The organism is Mycobacterium europaeum, assembly GCF_034555895.2.
Lineage (GTDB): Bacteria > Actinomycetota > Actinomycetes > Mycobacteriales > Mycobacteriaceae > Mycobacterium > Mycobacterium europaeum.
On record NZ_CP157316.1, the window covers coordinates 32,395 to 54,360 of the forward strand.

The 21,966-nt window shown below is 67.6% G+C and carries 22 protein-coding genes; 4 read left to right on the top strand and 18 right to left on the bottom strand.

The annotated features are described in order from the left end of the window. Positions 1–6: 6 nt before the first annotated feature. Positions 7–2,040 (top strand): serine/threonine-protein kinase, encoded by a 2,034-nt coding sequence (locus U8D42_RS27185; protein ID WP_047324257.1) that lies wholly within the window; start codon positions 7–9, stop codon positions 2,038–2,040. A gap of 21 nt (positions 2,041–2,061) precedes the next feature. Here the strand turns inward: U8D42_RS27185 and U8D42_RS27190 are convergent, their stop codons facing one another. The 3 genes from U8D42_RS27190 to mobF all read right to left on the bottom strand — a co-directional run bounded on the left by U8D42_RS27190 (position 2,062) and on the right by mobF (position 8,747). Beyond that, positions 2,062–2,277 carry a hypothetical protein gene (locus U8D42_RS27190; protein WP_047324258.1) on the bottom strand — a complete coding sequence of 72 codons (216 nt, stop codon included), beginning with the start codon at positions 2,275–2,277 and terminating at the stop codon, positions 2,062–2,064. A gap of 139 nt (positions 2,278–2,416) precedes the next feature. Beyond that, positions 2,417–2,602 (bottom strand): hypothetical protein, encoded by a 186-nt coding sequence (locus tag U8D42_RS27195; protein ID WP_047324259.1) that lies wholly within the window; start codon positions 2,600–2,602, stop codon positions 2,417–2,419. A gap of 304 nt (positions 2,603–2,906) precedes the next feature. Then, the gene (gene mobF / locus U8D42_RS27200) at positions 2,907–8,747 is read right to left on the bottom strand and encodes a MobF family relaxase (protein ID WP_075630229.1); all 5,841 of its coding nucleotides are present in this window, start codon (positions 8,745–8,747) and stop codon (positions 2,907–2,909) included. Positions 8,748–9,034: 287 nt separating this feature from the next. Here mobF and U8D42_RS27205 point away from each other — a divergent pair, with 287 nt between their 5' ends. Both U8D42_RS27205 and U8D42_RS27210 read left to right on the top strand, forming a co-directional pair. Then, positions 9,035–9,526 carry a hypothetical protein gene (locus U8D42_RS27205; RefSeq protein ID WP_074021723.1) on the top strand — a complete coding sequence of 164 codons (492 nt, stop codon included), beginning with the start codon at positions 9,035–9,037 and terminating at the stop codon, positions 9,524–9,526. A gap of 88 nt (positions 9,527–9,614) precedes the next feature. Beyond that, positions 9,615–10,139, top strand: coding sequence for a hypothetical protein (locus U8D42_RS27210; protein WP_047323391.1), 525 nt, complete (start codon positions 9,615–9,617; stop codon positions 10,137–10,139). Between the two features lie 355 nt (positions 10,140–10,494). Here the strand turns inward: U8D42_RS27210 and U8D42_RS27215 are convergent, their stop codons facing one another. The 10 genes from U8D42_RS27215 to U8D42_RS27260 all read right to left on the bottom strand — a co-directional run bounded on the left by U8D42_RS27215 (position 10,495) and on the right by U8D42_RS27260 (position 18,273). Continuing rightward, positions 10,495–11,541: a DUF932 domain-containing protein gene (locus U8D42_RS27215; protein WP_047323392.1), complete on the bottom strand. Its 1,047-nt coding sequence runs from the start codon at positions 11,539–11,541 to the stop codon at positions 10,495–10,497. 464 nt (positions 11,542–12,005) lie between these two features. After that, on the bottom strand, positions 12,006–12,953 hold the full coding sequence (locus tag U8D42_RS27220) for a DUF4192 family protein (RefSeq protein ID WP_047323393.1): 948 nt from the start codon (positions 12,951–12,953) through the stop codon (positions 12,006–12,008). A 413-nt stretch (positions 12,954–13,366) separates the two neighbouring features. Then, on the bottom strand, positions 13,367–13,543 hold the full coding sequence (locus U8D42_RS27225) for a hypothetical protein (RefSeq protein WP_156181198.1): 177 nt from the start codon (positions 13,541–13,543) through the stop codon (positions 13,367–13,369). 33 nt (positions 13,544–13,576) lie between these two features. Further along, a complete protein-coding gene (locus U8D42_RS27230; protein ID WP_047323394.1) occupies positions 13,577–14,035 on the bottom strand; it encodes a hypothetical protein in 459 nt (152 codons plus the stop codon). A gap of 419 nt (positions 14,036–14,454) precedes the next feature. After that, complete coding sequence (locus U8D42_RS27235) at positions 14,455–14,790, bottom strand: hypothetical protein (protein ID WP_047323395.1); 336 nt, start codon at positions 14,788–14,790, stop codon at positions 14,455–14,457. 83 nt (positions 14,791–14,873) lie between these two features. Next, positions 14,874–15,335 (bottom strand): hypothetical protein, encoded by a 462-nt coding sequence (locus tag U8D42_RS27240; RefSeq protein WP_047323396.1) that lies wholly within the window; start codon positions 15,333–15,335, stop codon positions 14,874–14,876. A gap of 419 nt (positions 15,336–15,754) precedes the next feature. Then, positions 15,755–16,090 (bottom strand): hypothetical protein, encoded by a 336-nt coding sequence (locus U8D42_RS27245; protein WP_047323397.1) that lies wholly within the window; start codon positions 16,088–16,090, stop codon positions 15,755–15,757. Between the two features lie 416 nt (positions 16,091–16,506). Then, on the bottom strand, positions 16,507–16,902 hold the full coding sequence (locus tag U8D42_RS27250) for a hypothetical protein (RefSeq protein ID WP_047323398.1): 396 nt from the start codon (positions 16,900–16,902) through the stop codon (positions 16,507–16,509). 416 nt (positions 16,903–17,318) lie between these two features. After that, on the bottom strand, positions 17,319–17,645 hold the full coding sequence (locus U8D42_RS27255; protein ID WP_141224678.1) for a hypothetical protein: 327 nt from the start codon (positions 17,643–17,645) through the stop codon (positions 17,319–17,321). Between the two features lie 88 nt (positions 17,646–17,733). Further along, entirely contained in the window at positions 17,734–18,273 is a 540-nt protein-coding gene (locus tag U8D42_RS27260) for a hypothetical protein (protein ID WP_047323400.1), read from the bottom strand. 448 nt (positions 18,274–18,721) lie between these two features. On the opposite strand from U8D42_RS27260, the gene U8D42_RS27265 reads away from it, so the two are divergent. Then, a complete protein-coding gene (locus U8D42_RS27265) occupies positions 18,722–18,889 on the top strand; it encodes a hypothetical protein (RefSeq protein WP_156181200.1) in 168 nt (55 codons plus the stop codon). Here the strand turns inward: U8D42_RS27265 and U8D42_RS27270 are convergent. From U8D42_RS27270 to nrdH, 5 genes are read right to left on the bottom strand one after another with little or no spacing between them, the layout of a single operon-like run. Continuing rightward, positions 18,865–19,584: a hypothetical protein gene (locus tag U8D42_RS27270; protein WP_047323401.1), complete on the bottom strand. Its 720-nt coding sequence runs from the start codon at positions 19,582–19,584 to the stop codon at positions 18,865–18,867. The genes U8D42_RS27265 and U8D42_RS27270 overlap by 25 nt on opposite strands. A gap of 21 nt (positions 19,585–19,605) precedes the next feature. Beyond that, positions 19,606–19,776: an amidohydrolase gene (locus U8D42_RS27275; RefSeq protein WP_089150878.1), complete on the bottom strand. Its 171-nt coding sequence runs from the start codon at positions 19,774–19,776 to the stop codon at positions 19,606–19,608. Beyond that, on the bottom strand, positions 19,773–21,053 hold the full coding sequence (locus U8D42_RS27280; protein ID WP_047323402.1) for a toprim domain-containing protein: 1,281 nt from the start codon (positions 21,051–21,053) through the stop codon (positions 19,773–19,775). The genes U8D42_RS27275 and U8D42_RS27280 overlap by 4 nt, the downstream gene beginning before the upstream one ends. Next, positions 21,053–21,346 (bottom strand): hypothetical protein, encoded by a 294-nt coding sequence (locus U8D42_RS27285; protein ID WP_052955321.1) that lies wholly within the window; start codon positions 21,344–21,346, stop codon positions 21,053–21,055. The genes U8D42_RS27280 and U8D42_RS27285 overlap by 1 nt, the downstream gene beginning before the upstream one ends. Positions 21,347–21,373: 27 nt before the next feature. Beyond that, positions 21,374–21,607: a glutaredoxin-like protein NrdH gene (nrdH, locus tag U8D42_RS27290; RefSeq protein WP_047323403.1), complete on the bottom strand. Its 234-nt coding sequence runs from the start codon at positions 21,605–21,607 to the stop codon at positions 21,374–21,376. Positions 21,608–21,966 lie beyond the last annotated feature (359 nt).

The window sequence follows — 21,966 nt, forward strand, 5'->3', positions numbered from 1 at the left end:
CCCCTCATGCCGCTTGCCGTAGGAACCGTCATCGCCGGATACCGCATCGAAAACGTGCTGGGCTCAGGTGGAATGGGCACCGTCTACCTGGCCCGCCACCCCACATTGCCGCGCAGCGATGCACTGAAGATTCTGTCCGCCGAGCTGTCGGTGGACCGCCAGTTCCGGATCCGGTTCACCCGCGAAGCCGACCTGGCCGCCACCCTCAACCACCCCAACATCGTGCGGGTCTACAACCGCGGCGAAACCGACGGGCATCTGTGGATCGCCATGGAGTACGTCGAAGGAACCGCCGCTAACGATTTGGCGCGCGCTAACCTCACCCCGACCCGCATCGTGCGCATCATCACCGACGTCGCCGCCGCACTCGATTACGCACACTCGCGCCGGGTGCTGCACCGCGACATCAAACCCGGAAACTTCCTAATCTCGTCACCGGGCAGCGATCACGAGCGAGTGTTGTTGGCCGACTTCGGCATCGCGCGCGCCCTCGACGATGCGACCACGTTGACCGCGACAGGCTCGATGGTCGGCACCGCGGCCTACGCGGCGCCCGAGACCATCGAAGGCCGCCCGGCCGATCACCGCACCGACATTTATTCCCTGGGCTGCGCCTTGTTTCGGCTGCTGACCAGCCGCACCCCCTACGAAGACAACTCATTGTCGGCAACGCTGGCCGGACACCTGATGCGACCCGTCCCGCACCCGACAGAAATCAACCCCTCTTTACCACCTGAGATCGACGACGTGATCGCCCGCGCGCTCGCCAAAGACCCCGATCAGCGCTTCCAAACGGCCGGCGCGCTGGCCGCGGCGACCAGCGCCGCATTCACCAATAACCCTGCGCCACCGACCACCACCGGCCCCACCGGGCCCCGGGCGAGCAACGCGACCAATCCCACGCTGAGCTATCCACCGACGCCGCCCCACGCCCAGCCGGTGTGGCCCGCCTATGATCCCCGCGGAGCAGCCGCGCCACCGAACAGTGCTATGCCCCAACAGTTCGCAGGTGTACCGTCCGGCCCAACGCCGACTGGCCCTGCCGGTTCCGCACCAACGCCCAAGGGCCGCAAACGCACTCGTCTCATCGTGGGCGCGACAGTGCTTGTTGCTGCCCTGGTCGCGGCCACCGTGGTGGGCATTCACCTGTTCGGTCACACCAGCGGCGACTTGGGCCCCTACCAGCCACAAACCCTGAACACCAAATTCGGCACCCTCAAACTCGAGCACCGCCCGGTGGCCATCGCCGCACTCGGACCCGGCGACCCCGATGCTGTGCTCTCGCTGGGCGCTCAGCCGGTCTTGATCAACGCCGCTGGCGCCACCACACCGAGCTGGTTGCAACCGCTCATGCACTCAACCCCACCGGTATTCGCGGCCGCTGATGCCGCCGCCATCACCGCGGCCAAACCCGACCTGATCATCGACACCGGCGACGTCGACCAACCTACCTACAACGCGTTGGCCTCGATCGCGCCGACACTGACCCGGCCCGCCGACAACAGCCAAGACTGGACGTGGCAGACACAACTGAACTGGGTCGCCACGGCACTGGGTCGCACCGACGCCGCCAAGACGCTACTGGACAAGGCGCAATCCGAGCAGAACACGATCCGCTCCGAGCACCGCAGCTTTCTCGGCAAATCGGCCGTCGTGATCAACTACACAGGCACCACGACCACGACCACGACCACGGCCGCGGCGACCCCGTCACCGCCGAGTAGCTACCTGGAAAGCATCGGCTTCACCTACAACCCCCACTACAAGCGCAGCCCTGGCGGCCCACCGCAGGTTCCCTTCAACATCAACGACGTCGACTACATCGGCCAGCGCAGCGACGTCATGCTGCTATTGCGGACCGACCCCGCCGCCGGCGGCGGCGGGTACGCCGGCTTGCCCGCCAAATACACCAGTTTCGGGGGCACCCTGGTCGTCATCGATGATCCCGCGACCATCACCGCCCTCAATACCGGCGGACCTGCGGCCACCAGCTACCTCAACACCGCACTGGTCACCAAGCTCACCAACCAAATCCACTAGCGCCTGTCCGACAATGTCGAGTCAGACGGCCCGCCACTGGTCCGGCTTCTTCTTGTCGGTGAGATGCCGAACGCGCGCCACCAGTGGTGAATGACCCTGCTTTTTTGCCCAGTCGATCGCATCCTGCTGGGTTGAGGCCCGGTGGAGTTCGCTATCAGCGTGGTCTTCGACGACATAGTGCGAGATAGCGTCTCCTTCGCGGCCTTTGGGTCGCGGTTCGACGTAGACGTTGCCCATGAGTGTTTCTCCGTTCTGCGTGCTGGTCAGACAATCTCTGCGTACCCAGCCCGTGGGCCCGTGTCACACAGCGCCGCGAGGTGACACGTGCGGCAGCCTGAAACGGGCGGCGACCATCCGCCACCTGTAACCAGGAGAGTCAGGACGTTCGCCGCAAGCGCCGCACGTCGTGTTCGACACAACCCACGCGTTCGGCCGCCTCTGCGACCGAGAGCTCGGGGTTAAGGAGGATTTGCAACTCGGCGGTAGTGAAGGTCGGTTCGACGTCCCAGGGAGCCTCATCCCACCCGGTTTCACTGAAGCCAGAAAACAGTTCGTCGCACATAGCTATCCTCACGAAACATGGAGAAGGACCGAAGATTTCGATGAATGAGGTCGGGGGCTGCGTCGCCCGCCGGGATGACCTCCGTGTGTTGATCGTACCGTCGCGGTGTTCCATTTGCTGGCTTACAGCCGCGTGAGATCGCAGGCTGTACGTCACTAGCCGATTCGAGGTCATCGCTCGTAACCACCCGATGCACGATCGAAATTCGGTGAACGACGCAGAAAAGTGCGGAGAGCGACGAGTGGGAAACCTGCGTAGACCCACTGGTGTCGAAGGCGCGAGGTCGGCCGCGATCGGGTGAACTTTAGAGTTCGAGGCCGTTGCCGCGGTTCTGGTGGCGGCCGCGGGTGCGGTCGCGTTCGGCGATGGAGTCCAATCGCTGTGCGGTGGCGGCGATGTCGCGCAGCTGCGCAAGCACTTGGGTGCGTTGGTACAGGACTTCGACGGCGCGGCTGCGCTCGGGGCTGGGTGTGCTGGTGGCGGCGAGGTAGTGTTCGGCGCGCTCGATGGCGGTGCGAGGTTGGGTGCGGCCGGGGTCGGGGGTGCCGAGGTGTTGGGTGTTGGGCAGGTCGTTGGTGAGCACGGCGATCAGGGTGTGGGTGGGCTGTCGATCACCGGGGGTGGCGACCAGTACAAGTTTGGTGTTGGTGGCCGCGGCGGTGTGGGCGAGCCAGCGCAGTTGTGCCGGGGTGAGGGTGTCGGCGTCGTCGACGATGATCAGGCTGCCCAGCGGTGGTTTGTGTCGCTGGGCGGTGAGGTCGGCGCGGTAGTCGTCGATGCTGGTGGTGGTGTCGGCGTAGGTGTGGTCAGGGGCGTTGTCGGAGCCGGTGACCGCCAAGGTGGTCTTGTTGTGGTGGTGGGCGGTGTCGGCGAGGGCGCTCAGGGTGGCTGTTTTGTCGGCACCGGGATGCAGGTGGAGCAGCTGGACGCTGTGAATGTTGGTGGTCAGCGCGCTAACGGCGCGGCGATGCGCGTCGTCGAGGCCATCGAGGGCGGCCGGCGGAGGTGTGTAGAGGGCGGCGGGGCTGGCAGCGCTGGCCGCGTCCAGGAAGTCGACTTCGGCCTGAAGCTGGTCGAGATCGGCGCCCAGATCGTAAGTGTGGGCGGGGGTTTGGGCTAGCGAGCGGGCGGCTGCGGCTTCGGCGCGGGCGAGCTGGTCATCAAGGTTGCGGGCGCGTCGGCGGGCGAGGTTGAGGGTGTCGGTGTCGGCGCGCACGGCTTGCGCGCGGCGCGCGTGCAGGTGGTGTTCGGTGACGATGCCGGCCTGGCCGCCGGCGCTGTCGATGAGGTCGGCGCGCGCACCCTCGAGGCGGTCGCGCGCGGTGCGTACCGCGGCGTCGACGTGCTCGGTTTGTTCGCTGACCTGAGTGTGGTGTTGCTGGTAGCGGTCCGCGATGTCGTGGTCGCCGCGTTCGGTGGCCGCGGTGATCGCGGCGGCAAGCTGGGTGAGGAGTTGATGGTGCAGCTCGGCGGTGTCTTCGGCGTGCACCCAGCGGCCATGCGCCTGGGCGAGAGCCTGCTGGTAGGGGCGTTGTTCGACGAGCCGTTGGTGCAGCTTGGCGAGTTCTGCAGCGGCCGCGCGTTCAGCGGGTCCACCGCCGCCGGACAGGATGGCGTCGACGAGTTGGCGGGCGTGGTGGTGGGCGGCGTCGCGGCGGGCCCGTAGGGCGGGGATGTCGATGTCGTCGACGTGGGCCGGGGTGTGGGGGCGGGTGGTGGGCAGGTCGGCGATGTCGAGGTCGCCGAGGTCGTCTTCGACGAACCCGTAGGAGTAGTCGTGGGGGTCGGGTGGGGGCTCGTGCAGGTCGGCGTCACCGATGTGGTGGTCGGTGAGGTCGAATTGCTGTTGGCCGGTGAATGTTTCGGCGCGCTCGGCGGGGTGGGGGATGTCGGGGTCGATGGTGGCGGCGTGGTGGGTGAGCAGTTCGACGCGGTAGGTGAGCAGGCGGGCGTATTCGTCGGGGCGGATGGTCTGGGTGGCCGAGATGTCGTGCAGGTGTTCGGCGGCGGCGGCGAGCAGATCGTGTGGGGGCCAGCTCGCGGCGGTGACCGCGGCGACCAGGCCGGGCCAGGCGGGGTCGGTGATGATGGCTTCGGCGATGCGGGTTCCGAATAGGTGGTGCAGCTCGGCGGTCCAGGGGGGCCGCAGTTTGGTGTCGGTGCCTTCCAGTGAGGGGGGTGCGAGGGTGCCGGCCAGGCGCCACCACAGGGCGGCGGCGGGCATGTCTGCGGGCAGGGGCCCGTGTTGGGTGGCGGCGTCGTGGAGGAGGGCGGAGACGTCGGCGCCGGCGCGGGCGGCGCCCTCAAGGTGGGTGGCCAGCCGCGGCCAGTAGGGGTCGTCGGTGAGGTGGGGGTTGATGGTGTCGGCCAGTTGGCGCCAGCGGGCGGTGTCGGCGCCGGCGCGGGTCAGGGCGGCGTCGAGGCGCGAGTGGATGACTTGTTGGATGATCGCGGAGCGGTTGGCGTGCTGTTCGGGGCCGGTGATGCGGGTGTCGGCGGGATCGACGTGGTGGGCGGCGCGAAAGACCGCGATTTCGGCCAGCAGGTTGCGGTTGCCGTCGAGCAGGGGCCGCGCCCAGGCGGGTGCGGTGGTGGCATCCCAGGCGCGGGCGGTGCCGCGGATGTGATCGGCGAGCTCTCGCACGAGGTCAGCGCGGGCGTGTAGGTAGGTCGCCCATGTTGGGTCGGTCGTGATGACGTCGGGGATGGCGGGCAGCCAGTGCAGCGGTCCACGGTCTGCCGCGTCGACGCCGGTGGGGGCTGGCAGACGCCAGTCCAGGACGGCGGCCGGGTCATGTGCGTCGCCCAGCGGGGTGGCCGCGGCGTCGTGGAGTGCGTCGATGGGGTCGTGTCCTTCGATGGCCAACAGGGCCAGGTGGCGGCGCAGCACGGGCCAGGCTTGGGCGTCGGTGAGGTGGTGGCCCAGGTGTGCGGCGGCAGTGTCGATGCGGGCCATGACGTCGGGGCCGGCGTTTTGTTCGGCGGCGGCGGTCAGCGCGTCGGAATACATGTCGGCGGCCAGGTGCAGCCGGTTGAAGGGGTCGGTTTCGGCGGCGGCGAGGGTGTGGGCGGATTGTTGGGCGCCGTCGCGGCCCAGGATGGTGGTCAGGATGTCCACGGCGGTGGGGGGGTGGGTGGCTTTGGGGGTCAGGATGCGGTGCGGGTCGGCTTCGGCGGTCGAGACGTAGAGATGGTTTTCGGTGCGGCCGCGGGTGAGCGCGACGTAGAGCTGTTGGCGTGAGAGGCGGTCGGAGCCGACAATGTGGCAGGTTCCTTCGGTGTCGCGGCCGCCGGCGGTCATGCCTTGGGCGGCGTTGATGGTGCTGGCGTATCCCAGCGTGGTGTAGGTGGTGACGTAGCGGGCGGGGAGGCGCACGGGGGTGGCCGGACCGCGCAGGGGGACGACGGTGATCGAGCCGTCGTCGTGCACGGTGCGGATGATCCAGCGGTGGCCGTTTTTGACCCAGGCGCCGTGGGTGGTGGTGCGTAGCCAGCGGGCGTTTTTGCGGGTGGCGACCCAGTCGCCGGCAGAGGCGGTTAGCCCGTCGGCGAGGGTGACGGTGGCCGCCGAGTGGGGATCGTGGGGGTTGCTGGCCGGGGAGTTGGGGGTGTGGGTGAGCCGGTCGAGGCGGGCCCGTTCGTTGAGTTGGGCGACCAGATCATTGGTGGGGGCGAGCAGGATGGAGTCACGCCCGGCGGCGCGGTCGGCGGCCCACGCGGTGTAGGCCAGGTCGGCGGCGGTGGCATCGGCGCCGACGTGGACGCGGTGGTGGTCGATGTAGAAGCCGATTCCGGCGGGATCTCCGGCGCGCATCGCCAGGCTGGCGGCGGCTTCGGCCTTGCCGGTTTCGGGGTGGGTGAAGCGCACGACGGTGCTCAGGGTGACGGTGTCGTGGCGCTCGGCCAGGTCGCGCAGGACACCGCCGGCCGAGACCGAGGCCAGTTGTTGGTCGTCGCCGATGAGGCGCACGCTGGCCCCGCGGGCAAGGGCGTGGGCGATGAGGGTGTCGAGGTCTGCGGTCGAGGCCATGCCGGCTTCGTCGACGATGAGCAGGGTGTCTGATCCGATGCGGTCGAACCACGTGCGAGCGGGGTCATCGGCGGCGGCGGGGCTGCCGTGGCCGGTGTCGGCGAGCTGGATGAGTTTGGCGATGGTGTCGGTGGGGGAGGCGAGGTCTTGGGCCAGGACTTCGGCCGCGCCGGCGGTGGGTGCCAACCCGATGACGGTGCCGCCACTGTTGCGCCAGGCAGCAGCCAGGGCGGTCATGGCGGTGGTTTTGCCGGTGCCGGCGGGGGCGAGTGCGAGCTGCAGGCGGGCTCCGGAGGTGGCCATGTCGCGCACCATGGCGGCTTGTCCTTGGTTGAGTTCCAGGCCGTGGTTGGCATGTGTTTCGGCCAGCGCTAAACCGATGCTGGTGTCATCGACGGCGCGCCCGTTGCGCAGGGTGGCTGCGGCCAGGATGCGCCGCTCCGCCGCCATGATGGCCGCACTGGTGTAGACGGTGGTGTCATGGCGGGTGTAGACGCTGGAACCGTCGCGCCGCAGCAGCGGCGCTGGCTCGTTTTTTTCCGTGTCGGCGTGGCTGCTCAAGGTGATGCTGTGCGCGGCGAGCGCGCTGGCGACGATGCGGTTCACCAGGTCGGGTCCGCCCGGGTGGTTGGCGTAACGCAGGGCGCGTTGGGCTTGAGCGCGTACGTGGTTGACCGTCCAGGTGGCTCGGTTCTCTGAGACGGTGGCGATCACGGCGGCGGCCTGCTCGTCGACCCATTGATCGGTGATGGCGACTTGTTGGGACGGGCTTTGGTTGGTGACGTCGGCGACCATGGCCGTGAGGGCTCGTTGGCTGCCGAGCACTTCGACGGCAGCCACGCGCCAGGCGTGGCGCTGCTCGGCCAGCGAGCGTGGTTCGTGCTTGGCTTGGCGTGTTTCCAAGGTGGCCTGCTGGGACAGTGCGAGCATCTCGACCACGGTGGGTTCACGCCCGTGGGTGGTGTGGAATTGCTTGGCCAGCTGGCCCACGCGGTGGTCGATCGCCGCGCTGCGTGAGGAGTATTTCTCTATTAGTTCGGCGGGGATGCCGACGATTTCGCGCACCGGCCGTTTGCCGGGTTTGGCCGCGGTTTCGGCGAAGTCGACGCCCAGTTTCGCGATTGTCAGGGCTTCGAGGCGGGTGTTGTACAACTCCGAGGCCGCGACCGTGGCGTGGTGCAGGGGGGTGCCGTCTAAGGCCAGCCAGCGCGGGACGCCGTCGGCGGCGATCGCTTGCACTTTGTTGCTGATCACCAGGTGGGTGTGCAGGTTGGGATCTCCGGCGCGGCTGTCGCGGTGATCGAAGGCGGCGGCGATCAATCCGGTGGTGTTGACCTGAGCAACACCGTGGGCGCCCATGCGGGAAAACGCGGCGTGTTCTTCGAGGAATCGCAGCGTGTCGGCTACGGCCTGGCGGTGGCATTCCTCGATCGCGCGAGCGATCGGTGTCGGCGCGATCGCCCATAACGCTGAGACGGATTTGACCGGGGTGAAGGTCAGGTCGTAGCCGGCCACTGCGGTGGTGGCTGCTCGTGAATTGCGTGCGATGAATCCCGACAGTTCCCGGTCATCGGCGGGCGGGCGAGCGTGCTTCTCGGTGAACATCTCGCGCCCGAGCGCGGTGCGGATCCGGGCCCGCACGTCGGCGGCGATGCTGTCGTGTTCACCGCTGCCGACCGTGATGTTGTAGTCGCGGTAGGCCTGGCGCAACCGGGTGACGAACTGGTTTTCGGTGTCGTGGACGGCAAACGGGCGACCCAGCCGTGCGGCAGCAAGCGCCCCGGATTGGCCCAGGCCAATGCCGGTCAGATGCTTGGTGATTCGATCGGCGTTGGGGTGCAAGCCTTCCCCGAATAGGGCTTTCATTTGGTCTTCGCTGACCTGAGATCCCGCCGCCACTGCCCATAGGTCGGCGACGATCGGGTCAGAGGGGTCGCGTGAGACGGGCTGGCCGAGTGCGGCCAGACCACCGCCCATCCACACGCCGGGGGATTCACCTTTGGTGCTGTAGTAGTCGCTGAGGCTGGGGCGACCGCGCTCGGTGGCATCGGCGGCCGCGACTTGCCGTATCAGGTACATGTACCCGTCTCCGGCGGTCAGCTTGTGTAAGCCCATCACCGCGACATCACCACGGTTCAACTCTCACATCGCCTCGGGCGTTACGCGACGCCCGCGACCGACAAGATGATGCCCGGGAGGTGCTCTCACAAACCGCCGTTACCGAATCGTCACCCTGAGTGCAAGAGGTGTGATGTTCAGTGAGTGGTGGTAGTTAGGTTGGCCTAAGTGCCGGTGGGCTGGTGTGGTGAGTGGTCGGGTCCGGGCATGGGGAGCGGGGGCAGTGGTGAGATTTTTGTGTCCGGGTGCGGCGTAAGGGTTTTGCGGGCTTTAGCGTGTGATGGATGGGAAACAAGGCGGTCAGCAAGGGAGCCCGGCGGGCGGCGCGCGAAGCGGCGGCCGCGGCGCAGGAAGAAGTCATCCGACGCACGAAGGCCAACGTCGAGGATCTCGCGGCGTTTTTCGACGCGCGCGATCGGGCCGAGGCGGTCGATGTGTGGTTGGCCGGGCGTCAGCAGGTGTTGGTCGAGCAGGCCGCGCAGCGGCGCGCGGTTCAGCGCCGGCAGTGCGGCCTGGCGCTGCGGTCGATGCGTGACCGCGGGGAGACGCTGCGCGAGATTGCACGCATGGCCGGGGTTAGCGAGAAAGCGGTGCGCGAGTTGATCCGCGAGGTCGAATCACCTGAGGCGGTGGCTGAGCCGGTCCAGGCGTCCGTGGGCGTTGGTGAGGGAACGGCGCGGGCGTCGGCTGCGCAGAGTCTGGCGGCCAATGGGCTTAGCGGCGCGGGTGCGTACGCGGATGGGCGCGTGGGAGAGCCGGTGTCAGCGCGGGCCTAGTGCAGGTTCGGTCGCGGTGTCGGTGTGCGCTGAGATGATGGCGGCGACAGGCGACTTGGGGTCGCTGGAGCCGAAAGCAGTGGGAGTTATGGGGGTTTCGCAACCGCTACGGTTGGTGGTCGATCCGCGGGCGCATGTCGAGGAGTTGTTGCGGTTCGAGGCGAACGTTGTTCGCGGCCCGGGTGCGGAGGACTGTGCGATCTGGTGTTCGGCGATCGGCGCGGATGGGTACGGGCGCTTTTGGGTGCGCCGTGGCGGCGCGCGGATCATGGTCCGGGCCAACCGTTATGCGCTCGCCGCGGCCTTGCAGGGGCGAGCGTTGGAGCCGTGGGTGCGCGCACTGCATGGTTGTGATAACCCGGCGTGCGTTCGAGTGAGCCGGCGGGGCCAGATCGGTCTGCTGCACATCATCGGCGGCTCGCAACGCGACAACATGCAGATGATGGCGCGCGCTCGGCGCGGCGGCGGCCGGGTGGTCGTTCGCCGCGGCGATCACGGGATTAAAGCGCGCCGCGCGCGGGCAGTGGCGCTGCGCGAAGCGGTGCGCCATGGGTGGGACGCCGAAGCCGTCGAGGCGGCGCTGCTGGGGTCGACCGACCCGACCCTGTGGTGAGCGCATGGGCGGTAACGGCATTGTGCCTGTCGACGGGGTGGCGGAGTCTGTCGTAGGAGGATCCTGGTGATGCGCAGTGCGGCGCGTGGAACGCAGCGCTGCGAGAGCCCAATGCAGTGTCAGCGATGGGCGTGTGGCGGGTAGGTGTCGGCGGGCATTGCCGGGCGGAACGGATTGGGAGCTGTTTGTCGCGAGCGCCCGGAGTGCGGCGCGCGCGGAGCGCGTTGCTGGCGACGGGCTGGCGAGCGGTGGCGTATGCAACGGCGGCAGGGGCACTGCGGAAGAAAAAGGGGGGCCCGGCCAACCCCGCGGATGCAGGTGTTGGCCGGGCCCCGGGGTTGCCGCCGGCGGGCGGCTACAGGGTTTGCAGGAGACGGAACGCGTGCGCCTTGAGCGCGCCGCTGCCGGCGGCCGCGGTGACGGTCCGCAGCGCGCGGGCCGTGCTGGCGTCGTGGGCGGTTCTGGCGCCGCGGACTGGCACGACGTGGTCCAGGTATTCAGTGACGGCGTTGTAGGCCGCCCATCGGGTGCCCGCGATGGGTGTGATGGTGGGTGAGGACGTCCACAGCTTGACGATCCCGCTGGCGCGTTCGCGGCGGTGGCGCCGGGTGGCGGCGGTGCTGGCCGAGTCGACCTCGAGCAGTGTGTTGGCGAAGGACCGCATCTGTTCGGTGTCCATCGGTGCGGCGTAGAGCGCGGCGGCCTCGGCTTCGAATGCTTCGATGTAACGCCAGCTGAGCTTGAGGGCGTTACGGGCTTCGGCGATCGAGGCCCGCGCACCGCCGGTGTGGCGGATGGATAAGCTGGCCTTGGCCGAGGCGATGGCCGCACTTTGTGTGTTGGCGCACACGATGCGTACCGGGGACACGATGAATCTGAAGGCTGAACTGCCGTCGTGTGAATTGAGCGCCGCGAGGTAGAAGTCGGTGCGGTCCTTGGTGCCGTCTTTGCCGTCGAAGACCATACTGCTGGGCAGTTTCATGGTGACGAACGTTTCCCGTCCGCCGCGCAGGGCGCCGGCGGTCTCGAAGTGCGCGCCGCCGCTTTGATCCACCAATGCGTCGAGCAGGTCGCAGGAGGCCTCGTTTTGGACAGGCTCGTACTTGCTGCCGACGACCCCGAGAACGTCAAGGCGGCCGTTGATGGGGTTGGTGCGCACGGTCGCGTAGAAGTCGGGCACCGCCAGGGGCGCTGGGGTGGTGACGCCGGTGTCGTCGAGGACGGGTTCTTGGGGAACCTGCAGGGGCATCTTGCGGACGTTCCAGCCGGCCAGGTGCGCGGCCCGCAGTGCCTCGGCGGCGGTCATCGCGTGCCCGACCGATTGACCGAGGCGATGCCAGGCGTCGGAGCGGGAGTTGGCGAAGGAGACCTGTCCATCGGTGGAGTCGAGTTCGTGTGCCATGAGAGTTGTTCCTTTCGTAGAAACGGTGTTGGTTCGCGCCGATCAGCGCTGGGTGTAGGGGGACCGGCGGGGTGGCGCTGTCAACCCCGAAGAGGCCGGCGGATCAGCAGGAGGCGGATTTTCGGCCCGGCGAGCCCGGCGCGCAGCGCTTGGGGCGAGCTGGCGTAGGGCCGAGAAATGCCGCCGGTGCCGCCCGGGCGCAGCGAGAGCCTGGCCGGCTAGGCCGGCGGGAGCGGAGAACGGGCGAGCCCGCCGGGCGTGGGTTGACAGCGACGGGGTCCCTGCCGGTCAGACTGGACACCCGCTGACGGCTAGAAGAAGGTGAGGGGCTACGGATTTCGGCCCCGTAGGGGCCGCTTGGGCGGTCGCGCGGGGCGCGCCGCTAACGCCGCAGCCGGAAGAAAAAGGGGGGCCCGGCCAACCCCGTGTAATTAGGGCTGGCCGGGCCCGGTGGACGGTGGCGGTTAGTCGCTGTTGGTGGCTTCGATGATGGCGCGGCGAATTTGTTCGGGCGCTATGCCAGAGTGCAGGGCAGTGAGCAGCATGAGAGCCAGCCGCGGCGGCGGGGTCTGGGTGGTTTCGGCCTCAGTGAGAGCCGCTTGTGCGGCGATGCCGGCCCGAATGGTGTCGCCCAGAAAGCAATAGCAGGCGGCGGCGATGGTGAGCGCTTGGGCGCGTGGCTGGCCTCGCAGGCGGCGGGCGATGTGGGTCCAGAGGTAGGCGGCGGTGTCGGTGTGTTCGGCTGCCGCGGCGATCATGGCATCGCGCACGCCGACGTCGGTGGTGATGGCGATGCCGGCGCGGGTGGGCAGGTTGCGGTTGATCGGTTGGCCTTGCAGGGCGTCGGCGACCTCTTGGGCGACCTGGATGACGAGCGCGCCGTGATCACCAAGTGCCATTGGTGGGGCGGGGGGCAGGTAGGCGAATTCGGCTTCGATGTCGCTGCGGGCGGGGGTGACTCGGTCACCGCCAAGGACGCGGTGGGCGGTGACGAGTGAGTCTGTGTAGGGGTAGGTGGGACCGGTGGCGCCGCTGTCGGGGTCGTACCACTGGCCCTCGGTGGTGACATCGGGGGTCATGATGCTGCGCAGTACGGGGATACCGGCGGCGCGCAGAGCCGCGCGCAGGGCGTTGATGATGGTGAGGGCGTGCCATTCGTGGGTGTGGTCGCAGATCGCCAGGAGCACGGCGGCGTGGCTGGTCGCAGGCTGCAGGTTGACGGTGGCCGGGAAGCGGGCGGCTTGTTGGACTGAGATGGTGACGTCGAAGCGAATCGCGGTGCGCACGACCATGTCGCCGGTGGGATCGCGGTGCAGCATGTAGGCCACAATGCTATTGGTGGGGGCGAAGCCCAGCAGCGCCGCGGCAGCCGCAACGATGTCTGCTTCGGTACGCAAAGTGGTTGTGGGCATGATGTGTTCTCCGTTCTGTGTGCTGAGTGGTGCGCCGGTCAGCGCTGGGGGAGCGGTTAATCGGGTGAGGGTGGGCGGTCAACCCCGAAGAGTCCGCGCCGAACGCAGCAGGGTTTTTGGCCCGCGCTCGCCGGCGCGCAGCGCCTTGGGCGAGCTGGCATAGGGCCGAAAAGGTCACTCGGCCTGCGTAGTTCGGGGTGGGCGTGGGTTGACCGGTCGGGCCCCCGGCCGATTAGACTGCGACCCCTGCTGACGGCTTAAAGGTGAGGGGCTACCAACCCGGTGGCCACCGTGAGGTGGCCAATGCGGCGGGCACGCGGGGCGCGCCGCCGCCACCGCAACCGGAAGAAAAAGGGGGGCCCAGCCAACCCCGTGTACTTGGGGAGCTGGCCGGGCCCCGAGATGGGTGGCGGTTAGGTGATCTCGCAGGCGGTATCGCGCAGTGCCTCGAGCAGGTCGACGTTCTCGCCGAGGGTCATCGTGTCGTGTCCCCACTGGCTGTAAGTGCCGGTGGTGGTGTCGATGAAGAAGGGGATATCGACGTCTCGGCCGCCACTGAGGGTGCGGGATATGGTGCCGTTGATGATCACGGGACAGCTCCTTTCGTGTTGGCGGACAGCGGGTTAGGCGCTGCGGCGGTAGGCGGCGGGCAGGCTGGTGCGGGTAATGCTCCACGGGGCGGGGTCATAGCCGTGGAGTGCTTGGATCAACATGTTCTGCAGTTCGCGGCAGAACGCGTAGGCCTCGGAGGTTGGCCAGTCCTTGGGGTCGCTGGCCTGGTATTCGTAGCACTGCAACGCCTTGAGGACTTCGACGACCGACCAGCTGGTGTGCAGCGGCCGGCTGTAGCGGTACTCGTAGGGCTCATGGACGGGGTTGTCGAAGTAGCAGTGATTGACTGAGGCGGTGTTGGCGTCGACGAGCATCTGCCCGACCTGGTCGAGGTTGTCGTCGGTGAGTTGGTTGACCCGGATCGGGTTGTCGTAGACCCAGGTGAGGTTGCCGCAGGGCCGGCGAAATCCGTAGCGGCCGGCCCACAGCAGGACATTGATCTGTTCGGCCTCGACGACGTATGCGCTCATGATGTTTTCTCCGTTTCGGATCGTGATGAAGTGCGCTGGTCAGCGCTGGGGTGCGGGCAAGCGGGTGAGGGTGGGCGGTCAACCCCGAAGAGTCCGGCCCGGGTGGGCGCCGGGTTTGCGGCCCGCGCTCGCCGGCGCGCAGCGCCTTTCGGCGAGCTGGCATAGGGCCGAAAAGGTCACTCGGCCTGCGTAGTTCGGGGTGGGCGTGGGTTGACCGGTCGGGCCCCCGGCCGCTTACTGTGAGCACCCTGCTGACGGCTAAGAAGGGTGAGTGGCTACGGATTTCGGCCCCGCAGGGGCCGTTTGGGGGGCGCGCGGGCAGCGCCGCCGCCACCCCAACTTCACCGGACGGAAGAAAAAGGGGGGCCCGGCCAACCCCGTGTAATTGGGGAGCTGGCCGGGCCCGGGCGCCGCGGGAGTCAGGTCAGGCCCGCCGCGCGGATACGTTCGCGGATGGCGCCGAGGTTGATGGTGCGGTCGATGTCGTTGTCGTCGACGTAGAGGGTGGCCCAGTCGTGCCATCCCTCGAGTGCGGTTTCGACGTCGTCGAATAGCACGCCGGGGCGGCTGATGGCGATTTCGTCTCCGTTGTCGGCGCGGTCTGCATCTGCCACGACGGCGACGAGTTGTCCGGTTCCGTCGAAGATGCGTGGATCGTTGCGGGGGGCGAAGTTTCGCCGGAAGCGCAGCTGGCGGGGCTTGCCGTCGGCGGGGTCGATGAAGTCCCATGCGAGCGCGTAGTCGATTTCGGTCATGAGGGTGAGTCCTTTCTGGAAATGGGAGGGGCCGGGCCGACGTCGGACTGTGGGACGCCGGCCCGGCCCCGCTGGGCGACGGGTTAGGCCGCTACCGGGTGGGCGGCGGCGATGTCGGCGAGCGCGGTTTCGAGGTCCTCGTGGGCGAGGGGCGGGTTGGTGTCCAGTGCGACGGTCCACATCGGCTGGTCACCGATTCCGGCGGCCAGGGTGTAGGTGTGGCCGGCGTGGGTGGCGCGGTAGCACCAGTCATGGCCGGGGACTGCGTGGAAGGTGAGGTCGCCGACGCGGACTTTGAGAATGCGGGTGTGCGGCTTGGTGTTGAGGTCCGGTGCGGTCGCTTCGACGGCGGCCATCTGGCCGTGGGTGTCGGTGGCGATCAGGACCAGGCGGTGGCCGTCCTCGCGGGTGTAGTCGTGGACGGTGGTGAGTTCGGCGTCACCGTGGTTGTGAAACTGGATTCGGGTGATGCCGTACTGCTGGTGCTGGATGCGGCCTGCGGCCTCGTCGACGAGGTTGAAAGCGAGGTCGAATTCGTGGTCCATGATGTGTTCTCCGTTCTGTGTGCTGAGTGGTGCGCCGGTCAGCGCTGGGGGAGCGGTTAATCGGGTGAGGGTGGGCGGTCAACCCCGAAGAGTCCGCGCCGAACGCAGCAGGGTTTTTGGCCCGCGCTCGCCGGCGCGCAGCGCCTTGGGCGAGCTGGTATAGGGCCGAAAAGGTCACTCGGCCTGCGTAGTTCGGGGTGGGCGTGGGTTGACCGGTCGGGCCCCCGGCCGATTAGACTGCGACCCCTGCTGACGGCTTAAAGGTGAGGGGCTACCAACCCGGTGGCCACCGTGAGGTGGCCAATGCGGCGGGCGCGCGGGGCGCGCCGCCGCCACCGCAACCGGAAGAAAAAGGGGGGCCCAGCCAACCCCCTAGTGACTGGGGAGCTGGCCGGGCCCCGGAGAGGGTGTTTTCGGCACTAGCCGCCCGCCGCTGTAGTGGCCAGTTCACGACGGGTGGTGTGGTGGTCGGTCAGGCCGAGACGCGCTGCGACGCGGTGCACGGTGCGCGTGGTGGTGTAGAGGCGCCAGGCGATCAGGTCCAGCTCGACGCGTCCGTGCATGCGGCGCACTGCTTCATCGCGTTCGGCTCCGCGCAACCGTAACCGGAGTCCATCCTCGGCGACCTGGACGACGGCGAGTTCGTCGATTTCGGCTTCCTGATCGTGCGAGCCCTGGCCGGCGTCGCCATATGAGGTCAGGGATTGGGCTTCGTCGTGTTCGCTGATGGCCCACGGGTCGATAACTGCGGTCATGGTGTGCTCCGTTCTGGAATGGCGATGATGTGCGCCGGTCGGCGCTGGGGTGCGGGCAAGCGGGTGAGGGTGGGCGGTCAACCCCGAAGAGTCCGGCCCGGGCGGAGCAGGGTTTTCGGCCCGCGCTCGCCGGCGCGCAGCGCCTTGCGGCGAGCTGGCATAGGGCCGAAAAGGTCACTCGGCCTGCGTAGTTCGGGGTGGGGTGGGTTGACCGGTCGGGCCCCCGGCCGCTTACTGTGAGCACCCTGCTGACGGCTAAGAAGGGTGAGTGGCTACGGATTTCGGCCCCGTAGGGGCCGCTTGGGCGGTCGCGCGGGGCGCGCCGCCGCCACCCCAACTTCACCGGAAGAAAAAGGGGGGCCCGGCCAACCCCTGGTGATGGGGAGCTGGCCGGGCCCCAGGAAGAGTGTTGGGCTTCACGCGACGGGATGGGGCAAGTGCTCTTGGACGCGGTGGTCAAGCTTGAGAACGTCGATCATGGCGGGGGTACCGGTGTGGTCGCGACGGACCGCGACGTCGACGCGGTTGATCAGCGAGGCGCAGATGCCAGGGTTACCGCCTTTGAGCGCGAAGACCGCAGCCAAGGTGAGGGCTTCGATACGAGACTGTCCGCTGAGGTGGTCGCCGATGCGGCTCCACAAGAGGGCGGCGCGCAGAGGACGGCCGTCGGCGATCTTGTACAGCAGGGTGGTAAAGCTGTCGTCGACCAACAGAGGGGCGCTGAGCTCGGCGAGGCCGCGGCTAGGGTTGCAACTGCCGTCGACGAGCTCGGTACGAAGATGACCCAGGATCGCGATGCGGTTGTAGCACATGATGATGCTCCGTTCTGTAAATGAGTGGTGCGCTGGTCAGCGCTGGGGTGCGGGCAAGCGGGTGAGGGTGGGCGGTCAACCCCGAAGAGTCCGACCCGGGTGGGCGCCGGGTTTGCGGCCCGCGCTCGCCGGCGCGCAGCGCCTTTCGGCGAGCTGGCATAGGGCCGCCAACAGTCACTCGGTACGGCGGTCCCCGGGGTGGGCGTGGGTTGACCGGTCGGGCCCCCGGCCGCTTACTGTGAGCACCCTGCTGACGGCTAAAGAAGTTGAGGGGCTACGGATTTCGGCCCCGTAGGGGCCGATTGGGCGGTCGCGCGGGGCGCGCCGCCACCCGCTGGGGCAGCCGGAAGAAAAAGGGGCCCGGCCAAGCCCCTAGTGACTGGGGAGCTGGCCGGGCCCCGGAGATTCTGCTGAGGTCAGAACAGCCGGCCCGCCCGGAATGGATCGGTGTGACATGGGCAACCACACCTCCAGGTGAAACCGGGAAGGGACACCTTTAACGTCACCCCGCCCTCTTGGGGTCCGCCGAGGCGATGTGGGCAGTCGTCGTGGCGGCCTTGGTCGCAGGATTTGGTGGAAGCGTTGAAGGGCATATCGACGATGACCTTGACGCCCTTGATCTCGTCGGGATAGGTAATCCAACGAATCCCGTTGACGTAACGGATCTTTGCGTGACGTTTGATGCGTTGCTCGGACTGGACGGTCGAGCCGCACCATTGTTCCCAGTACTCTGAGTCGCTCACCGTGGTTCCTTCCGTCGGGGTTGGTGAGTTCGGGTGCATCAGCGGCCCGGCCAACCCCCATCTGCTGGGAGCTGGCCGGGCGCGCGGGTTAGGCCGCGTGATAGTCCGCGGCTGCGGGATCGGCTTTGTGTTGCTCACCGTCGGCGAAGACGGCGATTGCGACTTGGTGGACCCGCCTGAGGGAGTCGATCATTGACAGGATCGCCGTGCGGTCGCGCAACTGCCAGGTGATCGGACCGGTGTAGACATCCACCCAGTGGACCTTGGCAGTTTTCAGCCTGTTGAGCGCGGATTGCGCGACGACGGCATAGGCCGGCGCGCGGGTCCATTCGATGGCGATCACCGCGCGTGCGGCTGGTCCGTCTGCGGGCGGCGCGCCGGCGGGGATCTCGGCGGGCACGTGGATCATGTGGCCACGGGCGGCGACAAATGCCTCGAGGAGGCCCTGGGCAGTTTGGCAGTTGTAGAGGCTCATGTGGATGCCCTCGGCGGTTATCCCGATTCGGGCATCGGGGGTGCGGGCGTGGTGAACACTGATGTCGGGGTCGAGCTGCCCTTTGACAGACACCGTGGTGTGGGTGATCAGTCCTGCCGGGATGACGTGGGTCGCGGCTGGGAATGTGGTCATGATGGTGTGCTCCGTTCTGGAATGGTGATGACGTGCGCCGGTCGGCGCTGGGGTGCGGGCAAGCGGGTGAGGGTGGGCGGTCAACCCCGAAGAGTCCGGCCCGAGCGGAGCAGGGTTTTCGGCCCGCGCTCGCCGGCGCGCAGCGCCTTTCGGCGAGCTGGCATAGGGTCGAAAAGGTCACTCGGCCTGCGTAGTTCGGGGTGGGCGTGGGTTGACCGGTCGGGCCCCCGGCCGCTTACCGTGAGCACCCCGCTGACGGCTAAAGAAGGTGAGGGGCTACGCGTTTCGGCCCCGCAGGGGCCGCGTCGGCGGTCGCGCGGGGCGCGACCGCCGACACCGTGACCGGAAAACGCGAACGGATGCCGAGCCCTGCCTGCCGGAGGATTGGCGTCAGATTGCGGCGCGACTAAGGTCGCGGCGGCGGCCGCGACGCAGGTAGCCTGAGACGGTGATCGAAACAGCAGTTGAAGCGGCAGTGTTGCAGGAGCTGGTGGAAACGCAACGCGCCCCGGCGCCGGTGATCGACTGGCTGGTCAACGGTCACTGGTCACCGCCCACAATGGTGTGCGATGTGTCCTATCCTCGCGCCGACTACTCGGGGCTGCTGGAGTTCTGACCAAGACGGCCAGGTGCGTTGAGGGCTCGGAGGCCGCTCGATAGCGACGCGAAGCGACCATACTCTTGCCCTGCCGCTGTCGTCTTTTCTCCCAGCCAGATCCCGATAATTTGCGGGAATCCGTGGGCGGTTGACGTCCAGACCGGGCCTCCGGAATCACCGGGGATGCTCGGCGGCATCCCGGTAGTCAGGTATTGATCTTCGCCTTGGCTGGCGGTGATCTGGCCGCATTGCTGACCGCTGGAAACTCCCATACGGCAGACGGTCTCGCCGATTTGGGGCTCGGGGTAGCCATCGATGAAGGGCATGCGGTGGTCGGTGATGAAGGCCGACGCCAATGAGTTCGTGCTGAAGTCGATCAGTGCATAGTCCGCGCCGCCGCTGCGGGGAGGTTCGAACACGCTGCGCACGAAGTCTCCGGTGAGCCCGTTGCGCTTGTCACGCGCATACCCTGCTCTCGAGTCGGCGCGGCAGTGTCCGGCGGTGATGGCGTAGGTGTGCATGTCTGCGCCGGTGTAGACGTATCCGATCGTGCAGAACTGGTTGCGCCCGCCGGGGTTGATGTAGTCGACCTCGTCGCCGGGGCTGACGACGGTCAGGGCGGCGTGTGACGAGGGCGAGCTGGTCAGTGCCAGCGCTGCGGCGGCGGCCAGGCTGGCGACGGTTGCGGCGGATCGGTGGGTTGTGGTGCGCATGGGTCGGTCACCTTTCAGGTTCTAGGCGGCCCGCGTGTGGCGCACGCGGCGTTCGGAGCGCAGTTGCGCGCGCGCGGTCATGCTGTCGATCCAGGCACGGGCGGTGTTGGCCGCGGGCCCAGGCCGGCCGGCGGCGGCGGCGATGGCTGCGGCCGCGCGGTTGGTAATGGCGATCTCGAAACGCGTTGTCATGCAGACTCCTTGAAATCGGGGTGAGTTGGTGGGCGACGGGTACTGCGCCGGTAGTCGACGATGAGCCGCTGTAGAAGCGTTTCGACGGCCTCTGCTGCACGACCTGCCACGGGTGAGCGGTGCTGGTTGCTGTGGTGCTGAAGCTCGTCGTGGGTGTCCTGCACTGCGCGCAGCTGGGCGGCGGCTTCGGCGAGCCAGCGTGCCGCGTTGCGGGCGCTGCCGTGCACCAGGCCGCGCCGGTCATGGTGGGCTCGGGCCTCCTGCAGAGCGGTGTCGAAACGATCGGCGGCCCAGCGGGCCTTGGCGGCCGCGGCCAAGGCGTATAGCTCGGCCGGAGTGATGATCGTGAAACCGCCGAAGAGGTCGCTGCGCTCCCACAGGCCGGAGTTGACGTGATCAGTGACGTCGGCTTTGTCGACCTCGATGGCCGGCGTGAGGAGGACCACCTGGGCGGCCCTGCCCTGCAGGCGTTCATGCAGGTTGATCGCGCGTTGATATCCGGCGAGATCCCGGTCGGCCACGATGGCGACGTTGACTCCGGCGAATGCGTCGATGAGCTCGGCGGGGAAGTTGGCGGCCCCTTGGGCGTTGGTGGTGGCCAAGCGACCCAGCGCGGTCAGGGTGTCGGCGTCCTTCTCACCTTCGGTGACCCACACCCATGCGCCGGTCTTGGCCGCGTGCTGAATTGCATTGGGGCGGTAGAGCACCGGGGTGAATCCGTGCGGCTTGCGATATACCCATTGGCGCCCGTCACGGTAGCGCTGCCGGAACTGCTTGTGGGGGCGCCCGGTGCATGTGCATTCTTCGCGAATGACCTGCTGCACTGGTTCGTCGGACAGGGTCAGGTAGGTGTAGACCCGGACCCTGCGCCACCGGTGCTCGACGTGTTCGCGGGACGCGGTGATCCGCGCGGGCAACGGCCCTAATCCGCGAGCTCGGCGGGGCGCCTTCGGTTGTGCAGCGCGGGTCGCGCTGTGACGGGTTGTGGGAGCGGGGTTGTCGAACAGATCGGCCAGGCGCAGACCGAGAGCACCGGCGATCTCGGCAGCAGGGGCCTGGCAGCTAAAGCAGTGCAGCAGCACCGCTCCGCCTGCCCCGGCGCGGGTGTTGTCGCGCCACCCCACCGACAGTGAGGGGGAGTGGTCGGTGTGCAGGGGGCAGCTGGCCATAAAGGCGTCACCGCCGCGCGGCCGGATGGTCTGCCCGGCCACCTGCAGAGCATCCCGCACCTGGTCCAAAGCGCTTCCGGGGCACCGGGTCTGCGCTGGGCTGGCCATCACGGAGTCTCCTTGTCGATGACCGTGTGCACCACGGCGTAGGCCGCGCGGGTGTGGCGAATGCTGTCGTCGAGGAAGGTGGCGACATCGCGGCCGTCGCGGCCGTCGACGAACTCGACGTCGTAGATGGTGTTACCGCGCAACCGGTCCAAACTGTCTGCGGCCTGTTGCAGGGCCTTCACGGCGTCGGCCAAATGGTTGAGTAAGTGGCTTCGCGTTTCCGCGATGCGCTCAATGCTGTCCAGTTCGGCGAACTCGGCGACTGCTTGCTCGAGGGCGGCGTCGGTGTACATCGGGTGGGTCCTTTCCAATCAACGGGTCTAGGCGGCGGTCAAGCGGGCGACGCGATCCGGACGGAAACCCGACCAGTGCTCCGTGGGGGAGACGTAGACGACGGGCGCGCCCAGGTATCCCAGGCTCATCACGTATTCGCGGGCCTCGGGATTTTCAGTGACATCGATTTTCTGGTATTTGATGCCCTGATTGTCGAGCGCCTTGAATGTAGCGGTGCATTGGACGCAGGCCGGTTTCGTGTAAACCGTGATTTGAGACATTAGTCGCCTCCTTCGTAAATGGCTGGTGCTGCGTTTCGATAATCAAATATTACTGTCGTGAGTGGCCCTATGCCATAGTCGCGCAAAAGAAATCCAGGCAATTGTGGATTGTTCTCCACAACGATTGGACGCCGGGCATAACCTCCCCCTCCCTGCGACGGTCGCCGAGATGAACGCAGGCCATACCTGCTGTCAGACCGCGCATTTCGTACCTCTCGCCAGGCAGGAAGGCGAGGCTGCGGGCCAGGCAACTGCACCGGGGATTCACGCTGATTCTCGGTACACGCGACTTGGCGGTAAATGACGCACATATGCACTTATTAAATCCCTTTCTATCCCATTCCGTCATTAACCCAGCC

What these genes read in the sequence shown, in the direction of transcription:
- U8D42_RS27185 (WP_047324257.1), top strand. Translation starts at nt 7, where the DNA reads ATGCCGCTTGCCGTAGGAACCGTCATCGCCGGATACCGCATCGAAAAC.
- U8D42_RS27190 (WP_047324258.1), bottom strand. Translation starts at nt 2,277, where the DNA reads ATGGGCAACGTCTACGTCGAACCGCGACCCAAAGGCCGCGAAGGAGAC.
- U8D42_RS27195 (WP_047324259.1), bottom strand. Translation starts at nt 2,602, where the DNA reads ATGTGCGACGAACTGTTTTCTGGCTTCAGTGAAACCGGGTGGGATGAG.
- mobF (WP_075630229.1), bottom strand. Translation starts at nt 8,747, where the DNA reads ATGGGCTTACACAAGCTGACCGCCGGAGACGGGTACATGTACCTGATA.
- U8D42_RS27205 (WP_074021723.1), top strand. Translation starts at nt 9,035, where the DNA reads ATGGGAAACAAGGCGGTCAGCAAGGGAGCCCGGCGGGCGGCGCGCGAA.
- U8D42_RS27210 (WP_047323391.1), top strand. Translation starts at nt 9,615, where the DNA reads ATGGGGGTTTCGCAACCGCTACGGTTGGTGGTCGATCCGCGGGCGCAT.
- U8D42_RS27215 (WP_047323392.1), bottom strand. Translation starts at nt 11,541, where the DNA reads ATGGCACACGAACTCGACTCCACCGATGGACAGGTCTCCTTCGCCAAC.
- U8D42_RS27220 (WP_047323393.1), bottom strand. Translation starts at nt 12,953, where the DNA reads ATGCCCACAACCACTTTGCGTACCGAAGCAGACATCGTTGCGGCTGCC.
- U8D42_RS27230 (WP_047323394.1), bottom strand. Translation starts at nt 14,035, where the DNA reads ATGAGCGCATACGTCGTCGAGGCCGAACAGATCAATGTCCTGCTGTGG.
- U8D42_RS27235 (WP_047323395.1), bottom strand. Translation starts at nt 14,790, where the DNA reads ATGACCGAAATCGACTACGCGCTCGCATGGGACTTCATCGACCCCGCC.
- U8D42_RS27240 (WP_047323396.1), bottom strand. Translation starts at nt 15,335, where the DNA reads ATGGACCACGAATTCGACCTCGCTTTCAACCTCGTCGACGAGGCCGCA.
- U8D42_RS27245 (WP_047323397.1), bottom strand. Translation starts at nt 16,090, where the DNA reads ATGACCGCAGTTATCGACCCGTGGGCCATCAGCGAACACGACGAAGCC.
- U8D42_RS27250 (WP_047323398.1), bottom strand. Translation starts at nt 16,902, where the DNA reads ATGTGCTACAACCGCATCGCGATCCTGGGTCATCTTCGTACCGAGCTC.
- U8D42_RS27260 (WP_047323400.1), bottom strand. Translation starts at nt 18,273, where the DNA reads ATGACCACATTCCCAGCCGCGACCCACGTCATCCCGGCAGGACTGATC.
- U8D42_RS27270 (WP_047323401.1), bottom strand. Translation starts at nt 19,584, where the DNA reads ATGCGCACCACAACCCACCGATCCGCCGCAACCGTCGCCAGCCTGGCC.
- U8D42_RS27275 (WP_089150878.1), bottom strand. Translation starts at nt 19,776, where the DNA reads ATGACAACGCGTTTCGAGATCGCCATTACCAACCGCGCGGCCGCAGCC.
- U8D42_RS27280 (WP_047323402.1), bottom strand. Translation starts at nt 21,053, where the DNA reads ATGGCCAGCCCAGCGCAGACCCGGTGCCCCGGAAGCGCTTTGGACCAG.
- U8D42_RS27285 (WP_052955321.1), bottom strand. Translation starts at nt 21,346, where the DNA reads ATGTACACCGACGCCGCCCTCGAGCAAGCAGTCGCCGAGTTCGCCGAA.
- nrdH (WP_047323403.1), bottom strand. Translation starts at nt 21,607, where the DNA reads ATGTCTCAAATCACGGTTTACACGAAACCGGCCTGCGTCCAATGCACC.